The 15,883-nt window shown below is 40.6% G+C and carries 12 protein-coding genes and 3 tRNA genes (1 of these 15 running past the window's edge); 11 read left to right on the forward strand and 4 right to left on the reverse strand.

What is annotated here, in order from left to right:
- From BSR19_RS00455 to BSR19_RS00485, 7 genes are all read left to right on the forward strand, one after another.
- Positions 1 to 13: transfer RNA gene (locus BSR19_RS00455), tRNA-Gln, on the forward strand (it extends 59 nt beyond the left edge of the window).
- A 9-nt stretch (positions 14 to 22) separates the two neighbouring features.
- Positions 23 to 106, forward strand: a tRNA-Leu gene (locus tag BSR19_RS00460).
- 51 nt (positions 107 to 157) lie between these two features.
- A complete protein-coding gene (locus tag BSR19_RS00465) occupies positions 158 to 4,552 on the forward strand; it encodes a PolC-type DNA polymerase III (protein WP_156246291.1) in 4,395 nt (1,464 codons plus the stop codon).
- A gap of 163 nt (positions 4,553 to 4,715) precedes the next feature.
- Positions 4,716 to 5,957: an aminopeptidase gene (locus tag BSR19_RS00470; RefSeq protein WP_156246292.1), complete on the forward strand. Its 1,242-nt coding sequence runs from the start codon at positions 4,716 to 4,718 to the stop codon at positions 5,955 to 5,957.
- A 19-nt stretch (positions 5,958 to 5,976) separates the two neighbouring features.
- Positions 5,977 to 6,207, forward strand: coding sequence for a GlsB/YeaQ/YmgE family stress response membrane protein (locus BSR19_RS00475; protein WP_002889604.1), 231 nt, complete (start codon positions 5,977 to 5,979; stop codon positions 6,205 to 6,207).
- A 132-nt stretch (positions 6,208 to 6,339) separates the two neighbouring features.
- Positions 6,340 to 6,768 (forward strand): MarR family winged helix-turn-helix transcriptional regulator, encoded by a 429-nt coding sequence (locus tag BSR19_RS00480; RefSeq protein WP_156246293.1) that lies wholly within the window; start codon positions 6,340 to 6,342, stop codon positions 6,766 to 6,768.
- An 87-nt stretch (positions 6,769 to 6,855) separates the two neighbouring features.
- On the forward strand, positions 6,856 to 7,401 hold the full coding sequence (locus BSR19_RS00485; RefSeq protein WP_156246294.1) for an NAD(P)H-dependent oxidoreductase: 546 nt from the start codon (positions 6,856 to 6,858) through the stop codon (positions 7,399 to 7,401).
- Positions 7,402 to 7,488: 87 nt separating this feature from the next.
- Here BSR19_RS00485 and BSR19_RS00490 read toward each other — a convergent pair.
- The 3 genes from BSR19_RS00490 to ahpC all read right to left on the reverse strand — a co-directional run bounded on the left by BSR19_RS00490 (position 7,489) and on the right by ahpC (position 9,844).
- Positions 7,489 to 7,559: transfer RNA gene (locus BSR19_RS00490), tRNA-Cys, on the reverse strand.
- A 175-nt stretch (positions 7,560 to 7,734) separates the two neighbouring features.
- On the reverse strand, positions 7,735 to 9,267 hold the full coding sequence (gene ahpF, locus BSR19_RS00495) for an alkyl hydroperoxide reductase subunit F (protein ID WP_060973201.1): 1,533 nt from the start codon (positions 9,265 to 9,267) through the stop codon (positions 7,735 to 7,737).
- 16 nt (positions 9,268 to 9,283) lie between these two features.
- Positions 9,284 to 9,844: an alkyl hydroperoxide reductase subunit C gene (gene ahpC, locus BSR19_RS00500; protein ID WP_004182174.1), complete on the reverse strand. Its 561-nt coding sequence runs from the start codon at positions 9,842 to 9,844 to the stop codon at positions 9,284 to 9,286.
- Positions 9,845 to 10,116: 272 nt separating this feature from the next.
- Here ahpC and rpsB point away from each other — a divergent pair, with 272 nt between their 5' ends.
- A complete protein-coding gene (gene rpsB, locus BSR19_RS00505; protein ID WP_002886342.1) occupies positions 10,117 to 10,884 on the forward strand; it encodes a 30S ribosomal protein S2 in 768 nt (255 codons plus the stop codon).
- 110 nt (positions 10,885 to 10,994) lie between these two features.
- A complete protein-coding gene (gene tsf, locus BSR19_RS00510; RefSeq protein ID WP_002886343.1) occupies positions 10,995 to 12,035 on the forward strand; it encodes a translation elongation factor Ts in 1,041 nt (346 codons plus the stop codon).
- Positions 12,036 to 12,140: 105 nt separating this feature from the next.
- On the opposite strand, the gene BSR19_RS00515 is transcribed toward tsf, so the two are convergent.
- Positions 12,141 to 12,611: a COG2426 family protein gene (locus tag BSR19_RS00515; RefSeq protein ID WP_060973202.1), complete on the reverse strand. Its 471-nt coding sequence runs from the start codon at positions 12,609 to 12,611 to the stop codon at positions 12,141 to 12,143.
- A 298-nt stretch (positions 12,612 to 12,909) separates the two neighbouring features.
- Between BSR19_RS00515 and BSR19_RS00520 the strand changes: the two genes are divergently transcribed.
- Together BSR19_RS00520 and BSR19_RS00525 are read left to right on the forward strand one after the other, a co-directional pair.
- Positions 12,910 to 13,365: a CtsR family transcriptional regulator gene (locus tag BSR19_RS00520; RefSeq protein WP_002889615.1), complete on the forward strand. Its 456-nt coding sequence runs from the start codon at positions 12,910 to 12,912 to the stop codon at positions 13,363 to 13,365.
- Complete coding sequence (locus BSR19_RS00525) at positions 13,366 to 15,816, forward strand: ATP-dependent Clp protease ATP-binding subunit (protein WP_060973203.1); 2,451 nt, start codon at positions 13,366 to 13,368, stop codon at positions 15,814 to 15,816.
- Positions 15,817 to 15,883: the final 67 nt, after the last annotated feature.

Below are 15,883 nucleotides of genomic sequence, written 5' to 3' on the forward strand. Positions count from 1 at the left end.
CCAGCTACCCCAGTTATACTTTGCCGGCGTGGCGGAATTGGCAGACGCGCTGGACTCAAAATCCAGTGTCCGCAAGGACGTGCCGGTTCGACCCCGGCCGCCGGTATAAGTTACACTCCTTTAGGAGTGTTTTTTTGTCTATAGGAGTTTAATTTTTATGTCTGATAAATTTCAGCTTCTCTTAAAGCAAATTCGTTTTCCTGAGGAACACGATGCTTTTAAAGAAATTAAAGATGGTTCTATCGAAACAGTAAAACTATTTAAATCAAAACGGCAGTGGTTTTTTGTTTTTTCTTTTCGTAGTGTTCTTTCTTATGAGTCTTTTGTGCTTTTTGATAGTCTACTTCATTCTTCCTTCAATTCTTTAGGTGCCAAAGCTTCTTTTGAGATTCGTTTACTTTCTACTTCTTGCGATGATTCTTTACTTGGAGATTATTTTTCATATGCCTTAGATAGTTTAAAAGTTTCTCACTTTTCTATTTATTCTTTATTCTCAAATCTAAAGGTTGAAATTTCAAATAATAGTATTTGTGTTAAGGCTCCAGCGCATATAATTAAAGAAAACTTACAGGATAGATTTATTTCTTTGATTTCTAAATCTCTTTCTCAAGTTGGTTTATCTGACGTATCAATTTCTGTTCTTGAAGATAAGGAAGCGTCATCTTCTATTGAAGAGGCTTATGAAACAAACAAGGTTTCTTTACAAGAACAAGCTGAATCTCAGGCAAGACAGGCTCTTCAATCTATTCTTGAGAGTGCTCCAGCACCGAAACCTGTGAATGAACTGCCCCAAAATTTTGCTGAGAAACAAAGTCAACGGCAGGCTAGTTTTGATAAGGCTGAAATAACGCCAATGGTTGATATTAATTCTGAAGAGAATCGTGTTGTTTTTGAAGGATATATTTTTGATGTAGAGCAACGTGAAACTAAGACGGGTCGAATTATTATTAATTTCAAGGTAACTGATTATACCTCTAGTTTTGCAATGCAGCGCTGGGTCAAAGATAGTGATGAGCTTGCTAAGTTCGATATGATAAAAAAGGGGAACTGGGTAAGAGTTCGCGGTCGTATTGAGAATAATCCTTTCACTCATAGTCTGACAATGAATGTACAAGATATCAAAGAGATTTCGTACACACCTCGCAAGGATTTGATGCCTGAGGGACAAAAGCGTGTGGAATTTCATGCACATACTAACATGTCGACTATGGATGCCATGCCAACTGTGGAAGAGCTTATTGATACTGCTGCTTCTTGGGGGCATCCAGCTGTTGCTATAACTGATCACGCTAATGTTCAGAGTTTTCCTCATGGCTACCATAGGGCTAAGAAAGCTGGTATTAAAGCTATTTTTGGTCTTGAAGCCAATCTTGTTGAGGATAAAGTTCCTATTGTTTATAATTCCCAGAATTTGGAATTAAAAGAAGCTACTTATGTTGTATTTGACGTTGAGACAACGGGCTTGTCTGCTGTTCATAATGATTTGATTCAGATTGCGGCATCAAAAATGCATAAAGGTAATATTATTGAGCAATTTGATGAATTTATAGACCCAGGGCATCCTCTTTCTGCTTTTACTACTGAGTTGACAGGTATTACTGATAATCATGTAAAAGGTGCTAAACCTTTAGTCCAAGTTTTACAGGAGTTTCAAGAATTCTGTCAAGGAACTGTGCTAGTAGCTCATAATGCGACTTTTGACGTTGGTTTTATGAATGCCAATTATGAAAGACATCAGTTACCAACAATTTCACAACCAGTTATTGATACTTTAGAATTTGCACGAAATCTTTATCCTGAGTATAAGCGTCATGGTTTGGGTCCTTTGACGAAGCGGTTTGGTGTGGCTTTGGATCACCACCACATGGCTAATTATGATGCGGAAGCAACGGGCCGTTTGTTGTTTATCTTCATAAAAGATGTGTTTGATAAGCACGGTTTGACTAATTTGGAACAGTTGAACACGGATTTGGTTTCTGAAGATTCGTATAAAAAGTCTCGTGTTAAACATGCGACACTGTATGTTCAGAATCAAATTGGCTTGAAGAATATCTTTAAGTTGGTAAGTTTATCAAATGTCTCATACTTTGAGGGGGTAGCACGTATTCCTCGTACGGTCTTAGATGAGTATCGTGAGGGAATCATTGTAGGTTCTGCTTGTGCTGATGGTGAGGTTTTTGATACGCTTCTGTCTCATGGTATTGACAAGGCAGTTGAAGTTGCTAAATATTATGACTTTATTGAAGTTATGCCACCAGCGATTTATGCACCATTGATTGCGAAGGACTTAATTAAGGATGAGGTGGCTATAGAACAACTGATTCGAGATTTGATCGAAGTCGCTAGTCGTCTGGACAAGCCTGTGCTTGCTACAGGAAATGTACATTATATCAATCCTGAGGATGCGATTTATCGTGAAATCATTGTTCGTGCTTTGGGACAAGGAGCAATGATTAATAGGCCAATCGGTAAGGGAGAAAATGCGAAACCTGCTCCTTTACCTGAAGCGCATTTTAGAACAACGAATGAGATGCTAGATGACTTTGCCTTTTTGGGAAAAGATTTAGCCTATGAAATTGTTGTAACTAATACGCAGGCTATGGCTGACCAAATTGAAGAGGTCGAGGTTGTCAAAAAAGACTTGTACACACCTTTCATTGATCGTGCGGAAGAACAGGTTGCGGAGATGACATATGCTAGAGCGTTTGAGCTCTATGGTAATCCTTTGCCTGATATTATTGATCTGCGAATTGAGAAAGAGTTGTCCTCAATTCTTGGTAATGGTTTTGCCGTAATTTACCTGGCTTCGCAGATGCTGGTTAACCGTTCAAATGAACGTGGGTACCTAGTTGGTTCGCGTGGATCTGTCGGTTCTAGTTTTGTTGCGACGATGATTGGAATTACTGAGGTTAATCCGATGCCGCCACACTATTTATGTCCTAAATGTCAACACTCAGAGTTCATTACAGATGGTTCTTATGGATCTGGCTTCGATTTGCCTGATAAGGAGTGTTCGGAATGTGGAACGGAGTATAAAAAAGATGGTCAGGATATTCCTTTCGAGACTTTCCTAGGTTTTGATGGGGATAAGGTTCCGGATATCGATTTGAACTTTTCCGGTGATGATCAACCATCAGCCCACTTGGATGTTCGTGATATTTTTGGAGAGCAATATGCTTTTCGTGCCGGAACAGTAGGTACTGTTGCAGATCGGACGGCTTATGGTTTTGTCAAAGGTTACGAACGTGACTATAATAAGTTTTACCGTGATGCCGAGGTCGATCGTCTGGCTATGGGTGCCGCTGGGGTTAAGCGAAACACAGGTCAGCACCCGGGTGGTATCGTTGTTATTCCAAATTATATGGATGTCTATGATTTTACACCTGTTCAATATCCGGCTGATGATGTAACGGCTGCCTGGCAGACGACTCACTTTAATTTCCACGATATCGATGAGAACGTGTTGAAGCTTGATATTCTGGGACATGATGATCCGACTATGATTCGTAAGTTGCAGGATTTATCAGGAATTGATCCAAAAGATATTCGAGCAGATGACCCAGATGTAATGAAACTTTTTTCAGGGACTGAAATTTTGGGGGTAACACCTGAACAGATTGGGACACCAACGGGAATGTTAGGAATCCCTGAGTTTGGGACTAACTTTGTTCGTGGTATGGTAGACGAGACGCATCCGACGACTTTTGCGGAACTCTTACAGTTATCTGGTTTGTCCCATGGTACAGACGTTTGGTTGGGTAATGCACAAGATTTGATCAAGGAAGGTATTGCCACTCTGAAAACCGTTATCGGTTGTCGTGACGATATCATGGTATACCTAATGCATGCGGGATTAGATCCTAAGATGGCCTTCACCATTATGGAACGTGTGCGTAAGGGAATGTGGTTGAAAATTTCTGAAGAAGAGCGAGATGGCTATATTCAAGCCATGCGTGAAAATAATGTTCCAGACTGGTATATTGAATCTTGTGGTAAAATCAAATACATGTTCCCTAAAGCCCATGCGGCAGCCTACGTTATGATGGCCCTGCGTGTAGCTTATTTCAAAGTGCACCATCCTATTTATTACTATTGTGCCTACTTTTCAATTCGAGCTAAAGCATTCGAGCTTAAAACGATGTCTGCGGGTCTTGATGCTGTTAAAGCTCGAATGGAAGATATTAAGGAGAAGCGCCAACGAAATGAAGCGACTAATGTTGAAAATGACTTATTTACGACGCTTGAGATTGTCAATGAAATGTTAGAACGTGGCTTTACCTTTGGCCAGTTAGATCTTTATAAGAGTCAGGCAACTGAATTTCTGATTGAAGGAGATACCTTGATTCCACCGTTTATTGCACTTGAAGGTTTGGGTGAGAACGTTGCTAAGCAAGTGGTTGCTGCGCGTGAAGAAGGTGAGTTCCTTTCCAAAACAGAATTGCGTAAACGAGGAGGTTTATCATCAACCTTGGTTGAAAAATTGGATGAAATGGGAATCCTAGGAAATATGCCAGAAGATAATCAATTAAGTCTTTTTGATGATTTCTTTTAATCGCTAAAGAGAATCGTCATCAACTTTGAGAGAATGGAGTCAGTCTCCGTTCTCTTTTTGTTTAGGGGTCTGCATGTGATGCTAACAAGCCAAAGCTGAGAAGAAACCTTTTTCTTCGTCTTATGGTATACTGATAGAAAAATATAGTTTCAAGGAGTTAATCATGGTTTTACCAAATTTTAAAGAAAATCTTGAGAAATATGCTAAATTACTGGTTGCTAATGGGATTAATGTGCAACCTGGTCACACAGTGGCCTTGAGCATTGATGTAGAACAAGCAGAGCTAGCTCACCTCTTAGTAAAAGAAGCCTATGCTTTAGGAGCAGCTGAGGTAATCGTTCAATGGTCAGATGATATTATTAATCGCGAGCGCTTCTTGCATGCTGATATGGACCGCATCGAAGAGGTTCCTGCCTATAAAAAAGCTGAGATGGAATATTTGTTGGCCAAAAAGGCAAGTCGCTTAGGTGTTCGTTCATCAGATCCAGGTGCCCTTAATGGTGTAGCTCCTGAACGTTTATCTGCTCATGCAAAAGCTACTGGAGTGGCCTTTAAACCTATGCAGGTGGCAACTCAGTCTAATAAGGTTAGTTGGACTGTAGCTGCTGCAGCTGGTAAGGAATGGGCTAAGAAGGTCTTTCCTGATGCTTCGAGTGATGAGGAAGCTGTAGATTTACTTTGGGACCAAATTTTCAAGACCTGTCGTGTTTATGAAGAGGATCCTGTACGTGCTTGGAAGGAACATGCTGAACGTTTGGATGCTAAAGCACGCCTACTCAATGAGGCACAATTCTCAGCCTTGCATTACCAAGCACCTGGAACAGATTTGACTCTAGGATTGCCTAAAAATCACGTTTGGGAGTCTGCAGGTGCCATCAATGCGCAAGGTGAAGGCTTCCTTCCTAATATGCCAACAGAAGAAGTCTTTACGGCACCAGATTTTCGTCGTGCAGATGGCTATGTCTCAAGTACAAAGCCTCTAAGTTACAATGGCAATATTATTGAGGGAATCAAGGTAACCTTCAAAGACGGTGAAATTGTAGATATCACAGCGTACCAGGGCGATGAGGTGATGAAGAATCTCGTCTTCAACAATAATGGGGCGCGTGCTCTAGGTGAATGTGCTCTGGTACCAGATCCAAGTCCTATTTCACAGTCAGGCATCACCTTCTTTAACACTCTTTTTGATGAGAATGCATCCAACCACCTAGCTATTGGAGCAGCCTATGCTACCAGTGTTGAGGGAGGGGCAGACATGACAGAAGAGGAGCTTAAGGAAGCTGGTCTTAATCGTTCTGATGTACACGTAGATTTTATGATTGGTTCAAATCAAATGGATATTGATGGCATCCGCCAAGATGGTAGTCGTGTACCAATCTTCCGAAATGGGGATTGGGTAATCTAAGTATGATGGAGAATTTATCATGATTGGAAGTATGATAGTTGGTTTTCTAATTGGCCTTATTGCTTCTGCTATATCAAATAGGGGTGAACGTATGGGTTGTATTGGCAAGACCTTTGTTGGATGGCTAGGTGCTTTTGTTGGTCAGCTTCTTTTTGGAAATTGGGGACCGATGTTAGCAGATACTGCTATAGTCCCTTCGGTGCTAGGTGCTGTTATCTTATTAGCCCTTTTTTGGAATCGTAATAGTTAGAAATGAAAGAGTTCTGAGGTATTGGTTAGATATCTAAGGACTCTTTTTTCTTATTTTTTCATTTTCATATACCACTTTTAGAAAAACTGTGGTAGAGTAATAAAAACAGCATCTATTTGGAAAGGACTAGAAATGAGCGACTTAGATAAAAATATGGCTGTAAAAAGTATGGTAGTTATGCGTAAGGCTTTTCGTACCATCGATGCCAAGGTTTCTGAGACTTTTAAAGAATTTAATTTGACACCAACTCAATTTGGGGTCATGGACGTACTAAATGCCAAAGGACGTATGAAGATTGGCGAATTAATTGATCGCATGCTTGCTACCTCCGGTAATATGACTGTCGTTATTAAAAATATGGAGAAAAAAGGCTGGCTGACGCGAGAAGCCTGCCAAACAGATAAGCGTGCTTTCGAGGTTGATTTGACGGATGAGGGACGTCGTATTATTCAAGCAGCAATCCCCCCACATCAGCGAGCTATTGAGGAGACTTTTTCCGTTCTGATACCTGAAGAGCAGGCACAGTTGGTAGAGCTACTGAAAAAATTTAAGAATGTCTGAGCATATTTCTTTATATTTCTAATGAAATCGCATATATTACTATGTAGTATTAATTATTAATTGTTAGAAATACAAAGGAAATGTATCATGAAAAACATTCTATTTATCGTTGGGTCTCTTCGTAAGGGATCATTTAACCACCAATTAGCAGAAGAAGCTGAGAAAATGCTAGCTGATAAAGCTAATGTTTCTTATCTTGACTATAGTCAAGTACCTGTTTTTAATCAGGATTTAGAAAGTCCGGTTCTTCCTGTTTTGGCAGAAGTTCGAGAGCAGGTCTTGGCAGCAGATGCAATCTGGATTTTCTCACCGGTTTATAATTTCTCAATTCCTGGGCCAGTGAAAAATTTACTTGACTGGTTGAGCCGCGCCCTTGACCTATCAGATCCTTCAGGACCATCAGCTCTTCAAGATAAGATTGTAACCGTGTCATCAGTTGCTAATGGTGGTCACAATCAACTTTTTGATGTCTACAAAGAATTGTTACCATTTATCCGTACCCAAGTGGTTGGTGATTTTACAGCGACACGTGTAAATGATACAGCATGGGTGGATGGAAAATTCGTAGCAACAGCAGAAGTTCTTGAAAGCCTTCAGACTCAAGCAGCGGCTTTGGTTGAAGCCATTAAATAAGAATAATGAATACCCGAGGTATCTAGCTTCGGGTATTTTTATATGCAACAATGAAAAAAGACACCCTAAGGTGTCCTCGTATTATGAAGGCGGTAGACGGATTTGAACCGACGATCAAGCTTTTGCAGAGCCGTGCCTTACCACTTGGCTATACCGCCATAACAGATACCATTCTATCGAAAAAACAAAGATTCGTCAAGTCTCTTTCATCAAATTGGCTGGTTGATTGTTCAAACTGCCTATTTACAAGAAATATAAAGAGGCTGAAAGACATTCAACCTCTTTATATTTCTTGTAATTGTTGTAGATAGATTACTAACACGTATGTTTTGATTATTGTCTAATCAAGTAATCAAAGGCTCCGATAGCAGCTGTAGCACCAGATCCCATGGAAATAATGATTTGTTTGTAGGCGCTGTCAGTACAGTCACCTGCGGCAAAAATACCAGGGATATTTGTTGAACCAAATTTATCAACGATAATTTCTTGGCGTTCATTGAGTTCAATACCACTGTCTTTGAGCCAAGCAGTACTTGGTACAAGACCAATTTGGACAAAGACACCTTCAAGATCAAGATGTTTTTCTTCGTTTGTATCACGCTCAACGTAACTCAAACCAGTCACATGATCTTGACCAAGAATTTCTTTGGTTGCAACGTTCTTAAGAATGGTTAGATTATCAGTTTTAGCAGCTCGTTCTTGTAAGACTTGATCTGCCTTTAATTCAGGCAAGAACTCTAAGACTGTAACGTGTTTAGTAATACCCGCTAAATCCAAAGCAGCTTCCAAACCTGAGTTACCACCACCGATAACAGCAACATTTTTTCCTTCAAATAGAGGACCATCGCAGTGTGGACAGTAAGTAACCCCTTTATTGCGGAATTCATCTTCACCAGGAACGTTGATATTACGCCATTTGGCTCCTAGTGCTAGGATAGCCGTTTTAGATTTTAAAACGGCACCGTTAGCTAGTGTGACTTCAATAAGTTCTTTCTTCTCAATGCCAGTAGCTAATTGACTTTTGATGATATCAACATTGTAAGATTTTGTATGCTCTTCAACTTGGGCCATTAACTTAGGACCTTCTGTATATAGCGTACCAATCATGTTCTCAATACCAACTGTCTCGATAACTTGCCCACCAAAAGTTTCTGCTAAAAGCCCAGTTTTAAGCCCTTTACGAGCAGCGTAAATTGCAGCACTGTTTCCAGCAGGACCACCACCAATAACCAAAACATCATAGACACCTTTACCAGCGAAAGCCTCAGCTTCAAGTGGTCCGTCCAACTTTTCTACAAGCTGTTCAATGGTTGCACGACCAGAAGTAAATTCTTCTTGGTCTTTGTAAACCGTAGGAACAGACATGATACCTTTGGCTTTGACCTCATCTTGATACATACCACCTTCAATCATAGTGTGAGTGATATTTGGGTTCAAAACAGCCATTATATTAAAGGCTTGAACAACGTCTGGACAATTGTGACAAGTTAATGAAACATAAGTTTCTAAATCAATGGGTTTATCAATCTTCTTGATACGTTCGATAGTGTCATCATCAACTTTAGGTGGACGACCAGAAACTTGCAAGAGAGCTAAAATGAAAGATGTGAATTCGTGGCCCATTGGTAAGCCTGAGAAAATAACACGACTTTTTTGCCCTTTTTGTGCAATACCAAAACTAGGTTGACGTTTTAAATGTGTTGATTCAAGACTAATGCGGTCAGACATAGCGACAATCTCGTCTAAAAATTCTTTTACTTTACGAGAATTATCATCATCCCCTAAATCTGTTTGTAATACAATATCAGATTCTAGTAAATTTAAATACTGCGCTAATTGTGTCTTGATTTCTTTATCTAAGACCATGGATACCCCCTGGTTGTTAAATTTTACCTACAAGATCTAAGCTAGGAGTAAGTGTTTCAGCTCCTTCTTTCCATTTGGCTGGACAAACTTCACCTGGATGTTGACGAATATATTGAGCAGCACGGACTTTATCAATAAGAGTGCTTGCATCACGTCCAATACCATCAGCGTTAATTTCCATCATTTGGATAACACCATCTGGATCAATAATGAATGTACCACGTTGTGCGAGACCATCTTGTCCAAGAACATCAAAACCTTGTGAGATGTGGTGTGAAGGATCTCCAATCATAGGATAAGTAATAGTTCCAACAACATCTGAGTCATCATGCCAAGCTTTGTGAACAAAGTGAGTATCGGTAGAGACAGAGTAAACCTCTACACCAAGAGATTTAAGAGCTTCATATTGTTCTTGAAGGTCACCGAGTTCAGTTGGGCAGACAAATGAAAAATCTGCAGGGTAGAAGCAGAAGACCGCCCATTTACCTTTAACATCTTCATCTGTAACAGTAATGAATTCCCCGTTGTGATAAGCCTGTGCTGAAAATTCAATAATTTCTTTTCCGACTAATGACAAAATAATGTCCTCCTCTATTTTTAATAGCCTAATTATAAACGAAATACTCATCAACCTCAAAGAAAACGATTGCAATTTTAATGAGAGGGGGATTTTTCTAATGGTCAGACTGATTTTAGAGCTTGTCAAATGTCACTTTTTTTGATAAACTATTATAGTTGCGTAAAGTGACAAATACTCATTCTAAGCCGATTGTGGTCTTGTTGCCGCAGGGTGGGACTGCAAGTCTAAAGCTTAGAAGAGGAAAAAACAATTTTTAAGGAGAAATACTCATGGCAGTAATTTCAATGAAACAACTTCTTGAGGCTGGTGTTCACTTCGGTCACCAAACTCGTCGCTGGAATCCTAAGATGGCTAAGTACATCTTCACAGAACGTAACGGAATCCACGTTATTGACTTGCAACAAACTGTAAAAATGGCTGATACAGCTTACGAATTCGTTCGTGAAGCAGCAGCTAACGATGCAGTAATTTTGTTCGTTGGTACTAAAAAACAAGCAGCTGAAGCAGTAGCTGAAGAAGCAACTCGTGCTGGTCAATACTACATCAACCACCGTTGGTTGGGTGGTACTCTTACAAACTGGGATACTATCCAAAAACGTATCGCTCGTTTGAAAGAAATCAAACAAATGGAAGCTGACGGAACTTTCGAAGTTCTTCCTAAGAAAGAAGTTGCACTTCTTAACAAACAACGTGCACGTCTTGAAAAATTCTTGGGTGGTATCGAAGATATGCCTCGCATTCCAGATGTAATCTACATCGTTGACCCACACAAAGAACAAATCGCTGTTAAAGAAGCTAAAAAACTTGGTATCCCAGTTGTAGCGATGGTTGATACAAACGCTGATCCAGATGAGATCGATGTAATCATCCCAGCTAACGATGACGCTATCCGTGCCGTTAAATTGATCACTTCAAAAATGGCTGATGCTATCATCGAAGGTAACCAAGGTGAAGATGCTTCTGCAGATTTCCAAGAAGCAGCTGCAGCTGATTCAATCGAAGAAATCGTTGAAGTTGTCGAAGGTGACAACAACTAATCTTTAAGATTGGTTAGGGCTATATGCCCACTTAAGATACGACAAACACCTAAGGGGCGGGGCTCAGCCCTGCCCCTTAGTTTGATAAAATAAATTTGGAGAAAAACAAAATGGCAGAAATTACAGCTAAACTTGTTAAAGAATTGCGTGAAAAATCTGGTGCTGGTGTCATGGACGCTAAAAAAGCATTGGTTGAAGTTGAAGGTGATATCGAAAAAGCGATTGAATTGCTTCGCGAAAAAGGTATGGCTAAAGCAGCTAAGAAAGCTGATCGTGTTGCAGCTGAAGGTTTGACTGGTGTTTACGTTAACGGTAACGTTGCAGCAGTTGTTGAAGTTAACGCTGAAACTGACTTCGTTGCGAAGAACGCTCAATTCGTTGAGTTGGTAAACGAAACAGCTAAAGTAATTGCTGAAGGTAAACCAGCTAACAACGAAGAAGCACTTGCATTGACTATGCCTTCAGGTGAAACTCTTGAAGCTGCATACGTGACTGCTACAGCTACTATCGGTGAAAAGATTTCATTCCGTCGTTTTGCAGTTGTTGAGAAAACTGATGCCCAACACTTCGGAGCTTACCAACACAACGGTGGACGTATCGGTGTTGTTTCAGTTATCGAAGGTGGAGATGATGCTCTTGCAAAACAAATCTCAATGCACATCGCAGCGATGAAACCAACTGTTCTTTCATACACTGAATTGGACGAACAATTTGTTAAAGATGAATTGGCACAACTTAACCACGCTATCGATCAAGATAACGAAAGCCGTGCAATGGTTAACAAACCAGCTCTTCCACACCTTAAATATGGTTCTAAAGCTCAATTGACTGATGCTGTTCTTGCTCAAGCTGAAGAAGATATCAAAGCTGAGTTGGCTGCTGAAGGTAAACCAGAAAAAATCTGGGATAAAATCATCCCAGGTAAAATGGACCGCTTCTTGCTTGACAACACTAAAGTTGACCAAGCTTACACTCTTCTTGCTCAAGTTTACATCATGGACGACAGCAAAACAGTTGAAGCTTACCTTGAATCAGTAAACGCTTCAGTAGTAGAATTCGTTCGCTTTGAAGTTGGTGAAGGTATCGAAAAAGCATCTAACGACTTTGAATCAGAAGTTGCAGCTACAATGGCAGCAGCACTTAACAACTAATTCTAGTTGCTAGATAAAAGGAAAGAAGTTACGTAAATGAATCGTAACTTCTTTTTTGTTGTTATTAAAAAACATCTGAGCATGCCCCAGACGTTAACAAAGTAATTAATGAGCGAAGGTATTTACACCAAGTAGAAGAGAGAGTGTTCCCATGATGATACCTGCAAGGATAACCCCCAGCATAACGGCAATAACACTACGTTTAAAGTCCCAATCTAGGATAGATGCTGCTAGGGTACCAGTCCAGGCTCCTGTTCCTGGAAGTGGAATTCCCACAAAAAGGAGGAGGGCCCAGAAGACCCCCTTATCTCCGGCAGCTTTTTCAAGTTTTTGGCCACCACTGTGACCTTTTTTAAGACACCAGGTAAAGAAGCCACCAATTAGAGGTTTGTCTGTTCCCCATTCGAGAACACGGCGGGCGAAGAAGAAGATAATTGGAACTGGAATCATGTTCCCAATAACACAAAGAATTAAGGCTTGCCACCAAGGGATACCTGAGGCGATAGCAACAGGAACGGCTCCACGGAGCTCAACCAAGGGAATCATAGAGATTAAGAATGCAATGATGTATTTCATGAGTAACCTTTCATAGAGAAATAAAATAAAGACTAAAAGTCACAAGAGCTTTATCAAGAGTGATAAGACTAATACTACTGCGAAAGTGCTAAAAAGTACTTGTTGGATTAGGTGGGGCTCAGCCTGTCAAAGTGGATCAAACACTTAAAGTTACCTAATATTTTAGTCTTATTTATTGTATCTTATATGGTCTCTAATGACAACTTTAAAAAGCTTTTTGAAGGTATAGTTTCCCATGTGCTGACATTTTTGGTATAATAATAGTCAGTTATAGTCAAATTAGACTGGAGGAATTAAGATGGCAAGAAATACATCAGATAGTATAGAAGAATATATTAAAGAATTGCTGGGCCAGTCTGGAATTGCTGAGATTCAACGCTCGAACTTAGCAGATACTTTTCAAGTTGTACCGAGTCAGATTAATTATGTTATTAAGACCCGCTTTACAGAAAGTCGTGGTTATATTGTTGAGAGTAAGCGTGGAGGTGGCGGTTATATTCGTATCGTCAAAGTCAGATTCTCTGATAAGCACCACATGATTAATGATTTGCTTCAGAACTTAGCGGATCAGCTCAGCGAGCAGGTATTTACAGACTTGATCCAGTTGCTTTTTGATGAAAAAATCATCACAGAGCGTGAGGGAAATTTGATTTTAGCAACTGCTAGTGATGATATTTTAGGCGCAGATGCGGCTGCTATTCGTTCGCGTATTCTACGCTCGCTATTACTTAGATTGGATAGAAAAGGAAATTAGATGACGACATATTCAAGAAAAATGCAGGCCATTTTCCATCGTGCTCAGCTTGAGGCAGAGCGTTTTGGAAGTCCTTTCTTGGAGACTTGGCATGTGCTTCTGGCTATGGTTGAGGTTCCAGGATCTGTAGCTTACCTAACATTTACTGATTTTGAGGACCGTATTCGTGCGGAAGAGATTGAGACCGCTGCTGTACTAGCGATGGAGAAAAGTCCAAAAGACTTGTCTGAATCAGATATTATCGATTTACGTGCACAGTCACATGCTTTAGAGGCTATGTTGCAAGAGGCAGAGGGAATTGCTAGTGTAACTGGTGCTGTAGAGGTAGGGTCTGAACATGTATTGATGGCCTTCCTTCTTCATAAGGATTTGATGGTTTGTCGTCTCCTTGAAGTTGCTGGTTTTCAATATAAGGATGACAGCGATAAGCCTCGCATTATCGATTTACGACGTTCTTTGGAGCGTTACGCAGGTCTTAGTAAGCAAGATTTGAAGTCCATTCATGACCTTCGTAAGCCTAAAAAATCAAAGGCATCAGGAAATTTTGCTAATATGATGCAGCCTCCTCAATCTTCTACTGGGGAGTTGGCAGATTATACCAAGGACTTAACGGCAGTGGCCGAGTCAGGTGCTCTTGATCCTGTTATTGGACGTGAGAAAGAGATTTCACGCATGATTCAGGTTTTGAGTCGTAAAACGAAGAATAACCCAGTTCTTGTAGGTGAAGCAGGTGTTGGTAAGACGGCACTTGCGCTTGGCTTGGCACAGCGTATTGCTTCAGGCGAAGTACCTTTTGAGCTGGCTGATATGCGTATCTTAGAGCTTGATATGATGAGTGTGGTTGCAGGAACACGTTTCCGTGGAGACTTCGAAGAACGTATGAATCAAATCATCGATGAGATTGAAGCTGATGGAAAAATCATTCTCTTTATTGACGAACTGCATACGATTATTGGTTCTGGTTCAGGTATTGATAGTACCTTAGATGCGGCAAATATTTTGAAACCTGCTCTAGCTCGTGGAACCCTTCATATGGTTGGAGCTACCACTCAAGCAGAGTATCAAAAGCATATTGAGAAAGATGCAGCTCTTTCTCGCCGTTTTGCTAAGATTACAATTGAGGAGCCAAGTGTAGCTGAGGCGATTGATATTCTAAAAGGCCTACGTTCGTCTTATGAAGACTATCATCGTGTAACGATTACTGATGAAGCAGTTGAGACAGCGGTCAAGGCGGCGCATCGTTATTTGACGAGTAAAAACTTGCCTGACTCTGCCATTGACCTTTTAGATGAAGCAAGTGCAACTGTTCAAGGTCGTATTAAAAAAGAAGCCAAACGTGAGATAACGCCTTTGGATGAAGCGCTTCTATCTGGTGATATGAAGGCTGCTGTTAAACAATATAAGGCTAGCCAAAAAGCAAAATTACCAAAACCTGCCTTGGTAGATGCGGATCAGATTATGCAAACCCTTAGTCGTCTATCAGGTATCCCTGTTGAGAAGATGACTCAGGCAGATAGCAAGCGTTACTTAAATCTGGAAGCAGAGCTTCACAAACGTGTTATTGGTCAAGACGAGGCAGTTTCAGCGATTAGTCGTGCTATTCGTCGTAACCAGTCAGGTATTCGTACTGGAAAACGTCCGATTGGTTCCTTCATGTTCCTTGGGCCTACTGGTGTTGGTAAGACAGAATTGGCCAAGGCATTGGCGGAAGTTCTCTTTGATGATGAGTCAGCTTTGCTTCGCTTTGATATGTCAGAATACATGGAAAAATTTGCGGCTAGCCGACTTAACGGTGCTCCTCCAGGTTATGTTGGATATGATGAGGGTGGTGAATTAACAGAGAAAGTTCGCAATAAGCCTTACTCAGTTCTCCTCTTTGACGAGGTGGAAAAAGCTCACCCAGATATTTTCAACATCCTCTTACAGGTTTTGGATGATGGTGTCTTGACGGATAGTCGAGGTCGTAAAGTTGACTTCTCAAATACCATTATCATTATGACTTCGAACTTGGGAGCGACTGCTCTTCGTGATGATAAGACTGTTGGTTTTGGAGTCCAAGACATTTCTCATAATCACCAAGCTATGCAGTCACGTATCATGGAAGAACTTAAGAAGGCCTACCGCCCAGAGTTTATCAACCGTATTGATGAAAAGGTTGTCTTCCATAGCCTAGAGGAAGAGCAACTTCGTGAGATTGTCAAGATTATGGTAAAACCGTTGGTTTCAGCTTTGGCAGAAAAAGGAATTGACTTAAAATTCCAACCAGCTGCTCTCAAGCATTTGGCTAAAGATGGCTATGATGTTGAGATGGGTGCTCGTCCATTACGTCGTACGATTCAAACTCAAGTGGAGGACAAGTTATCTGAGCTCTTACTAGGTGGCCAAGTAGTTAGTGGACAAACTCTTAAAATCGGCTGCTCGAAAGATAAATTAACCTTTACAGTAGTGTAAAAATCAAACAAAAAGACAGATTACAGGTGTAGTTTGTCTTTTTTTGTGTCAATAGGAGTCAAGGTAG

The organism is Streptococcus salivarius (assembly GCF_009738225.1).
GTDB lineage: Bacteria > Bacillota > Bacilli > Lactobacillales > Streptococcaceae > Streptococcus.

Excerpts from the sequence above, each read along its gene's own strand:
- BSR19_RS00480 (WP_156246293.1), top strand. The coding sequence starts at position 6,340 with ATGAGCGACTTAGATAAAAATATGGCTGTAAAAAGTATGGTAGTTATG.
- BSR19_RS00470 (WP_156246292.1), top strand. The coding sequence starts at position 4,716 with ATGGTTTTACCAAATTTTAAAGAAAATCTTGAGAAATATGCTAAATTA.
- ahpF (WP_060973201.1), bottom strand. The coding sequence starts at position 9,267 with ATGGTCTTAGATAAAGAAATCAAGACACAATTAGCGCAGTATTTAAAT.
- tsf (WP_002886343.1), top strand. The coding sequence starts at position 10,995 with ATGGCAGAAATTACAGCTAAACTTGTTAAAGAATTGCGTGAAAAATCT.
- BSR19_RS00520 (WP_002889615.1), top strand. The coding sequence starts at position 12,910 with ATGGCAAGAAATACATCAGATAGTATAGAAGAATATATTAAAGAATTG.
- BSR19_RS00465 (WP_156246291.1), top strand. The coding sequence starts at position 158 with ATGTCTGATAAATTTCAGCTTCTCTTAAAGCAAATTCGTTTTCCTGAG.
- rpsB (WP_002886342.1), top strand. The coding sequence starts at position 10,117 with ATGGCAGTAATTTCAATGAAACAACTTCTTGAGGCTGGTGTTCACTTC.
- BSR19_RS00475 (WP_002889604.1), top strand. The coding sequence starts at position 5,977 with ATGATTGGAAGTATGATAGTTGGTTTTCTAATTGGCCTTATTGCTTCT.
- BSR19_RS00515 (WP_060973202.1), bottom strand. The coding sequence starts at position 12,611 with ATGAAATACATCATTGCATTCTTAATCTCTATGATTCCCTTGGTTGAG.
- BSR19_RS00485 (WP_156246294.1), top strand. The coding sequence starts at position 6,856 with ATGAAAAACATTCTATTTATCGTTGGGTCTCTTCGTAAGGGATCATTT.
- BSR19_RS00525 (WP_060973203.1), top strand. The coding sequence starts at position 13,366 with ATGACGACATATTCAAGAAAAATGCAGGCCATTTTCCATCGTGCTCAG.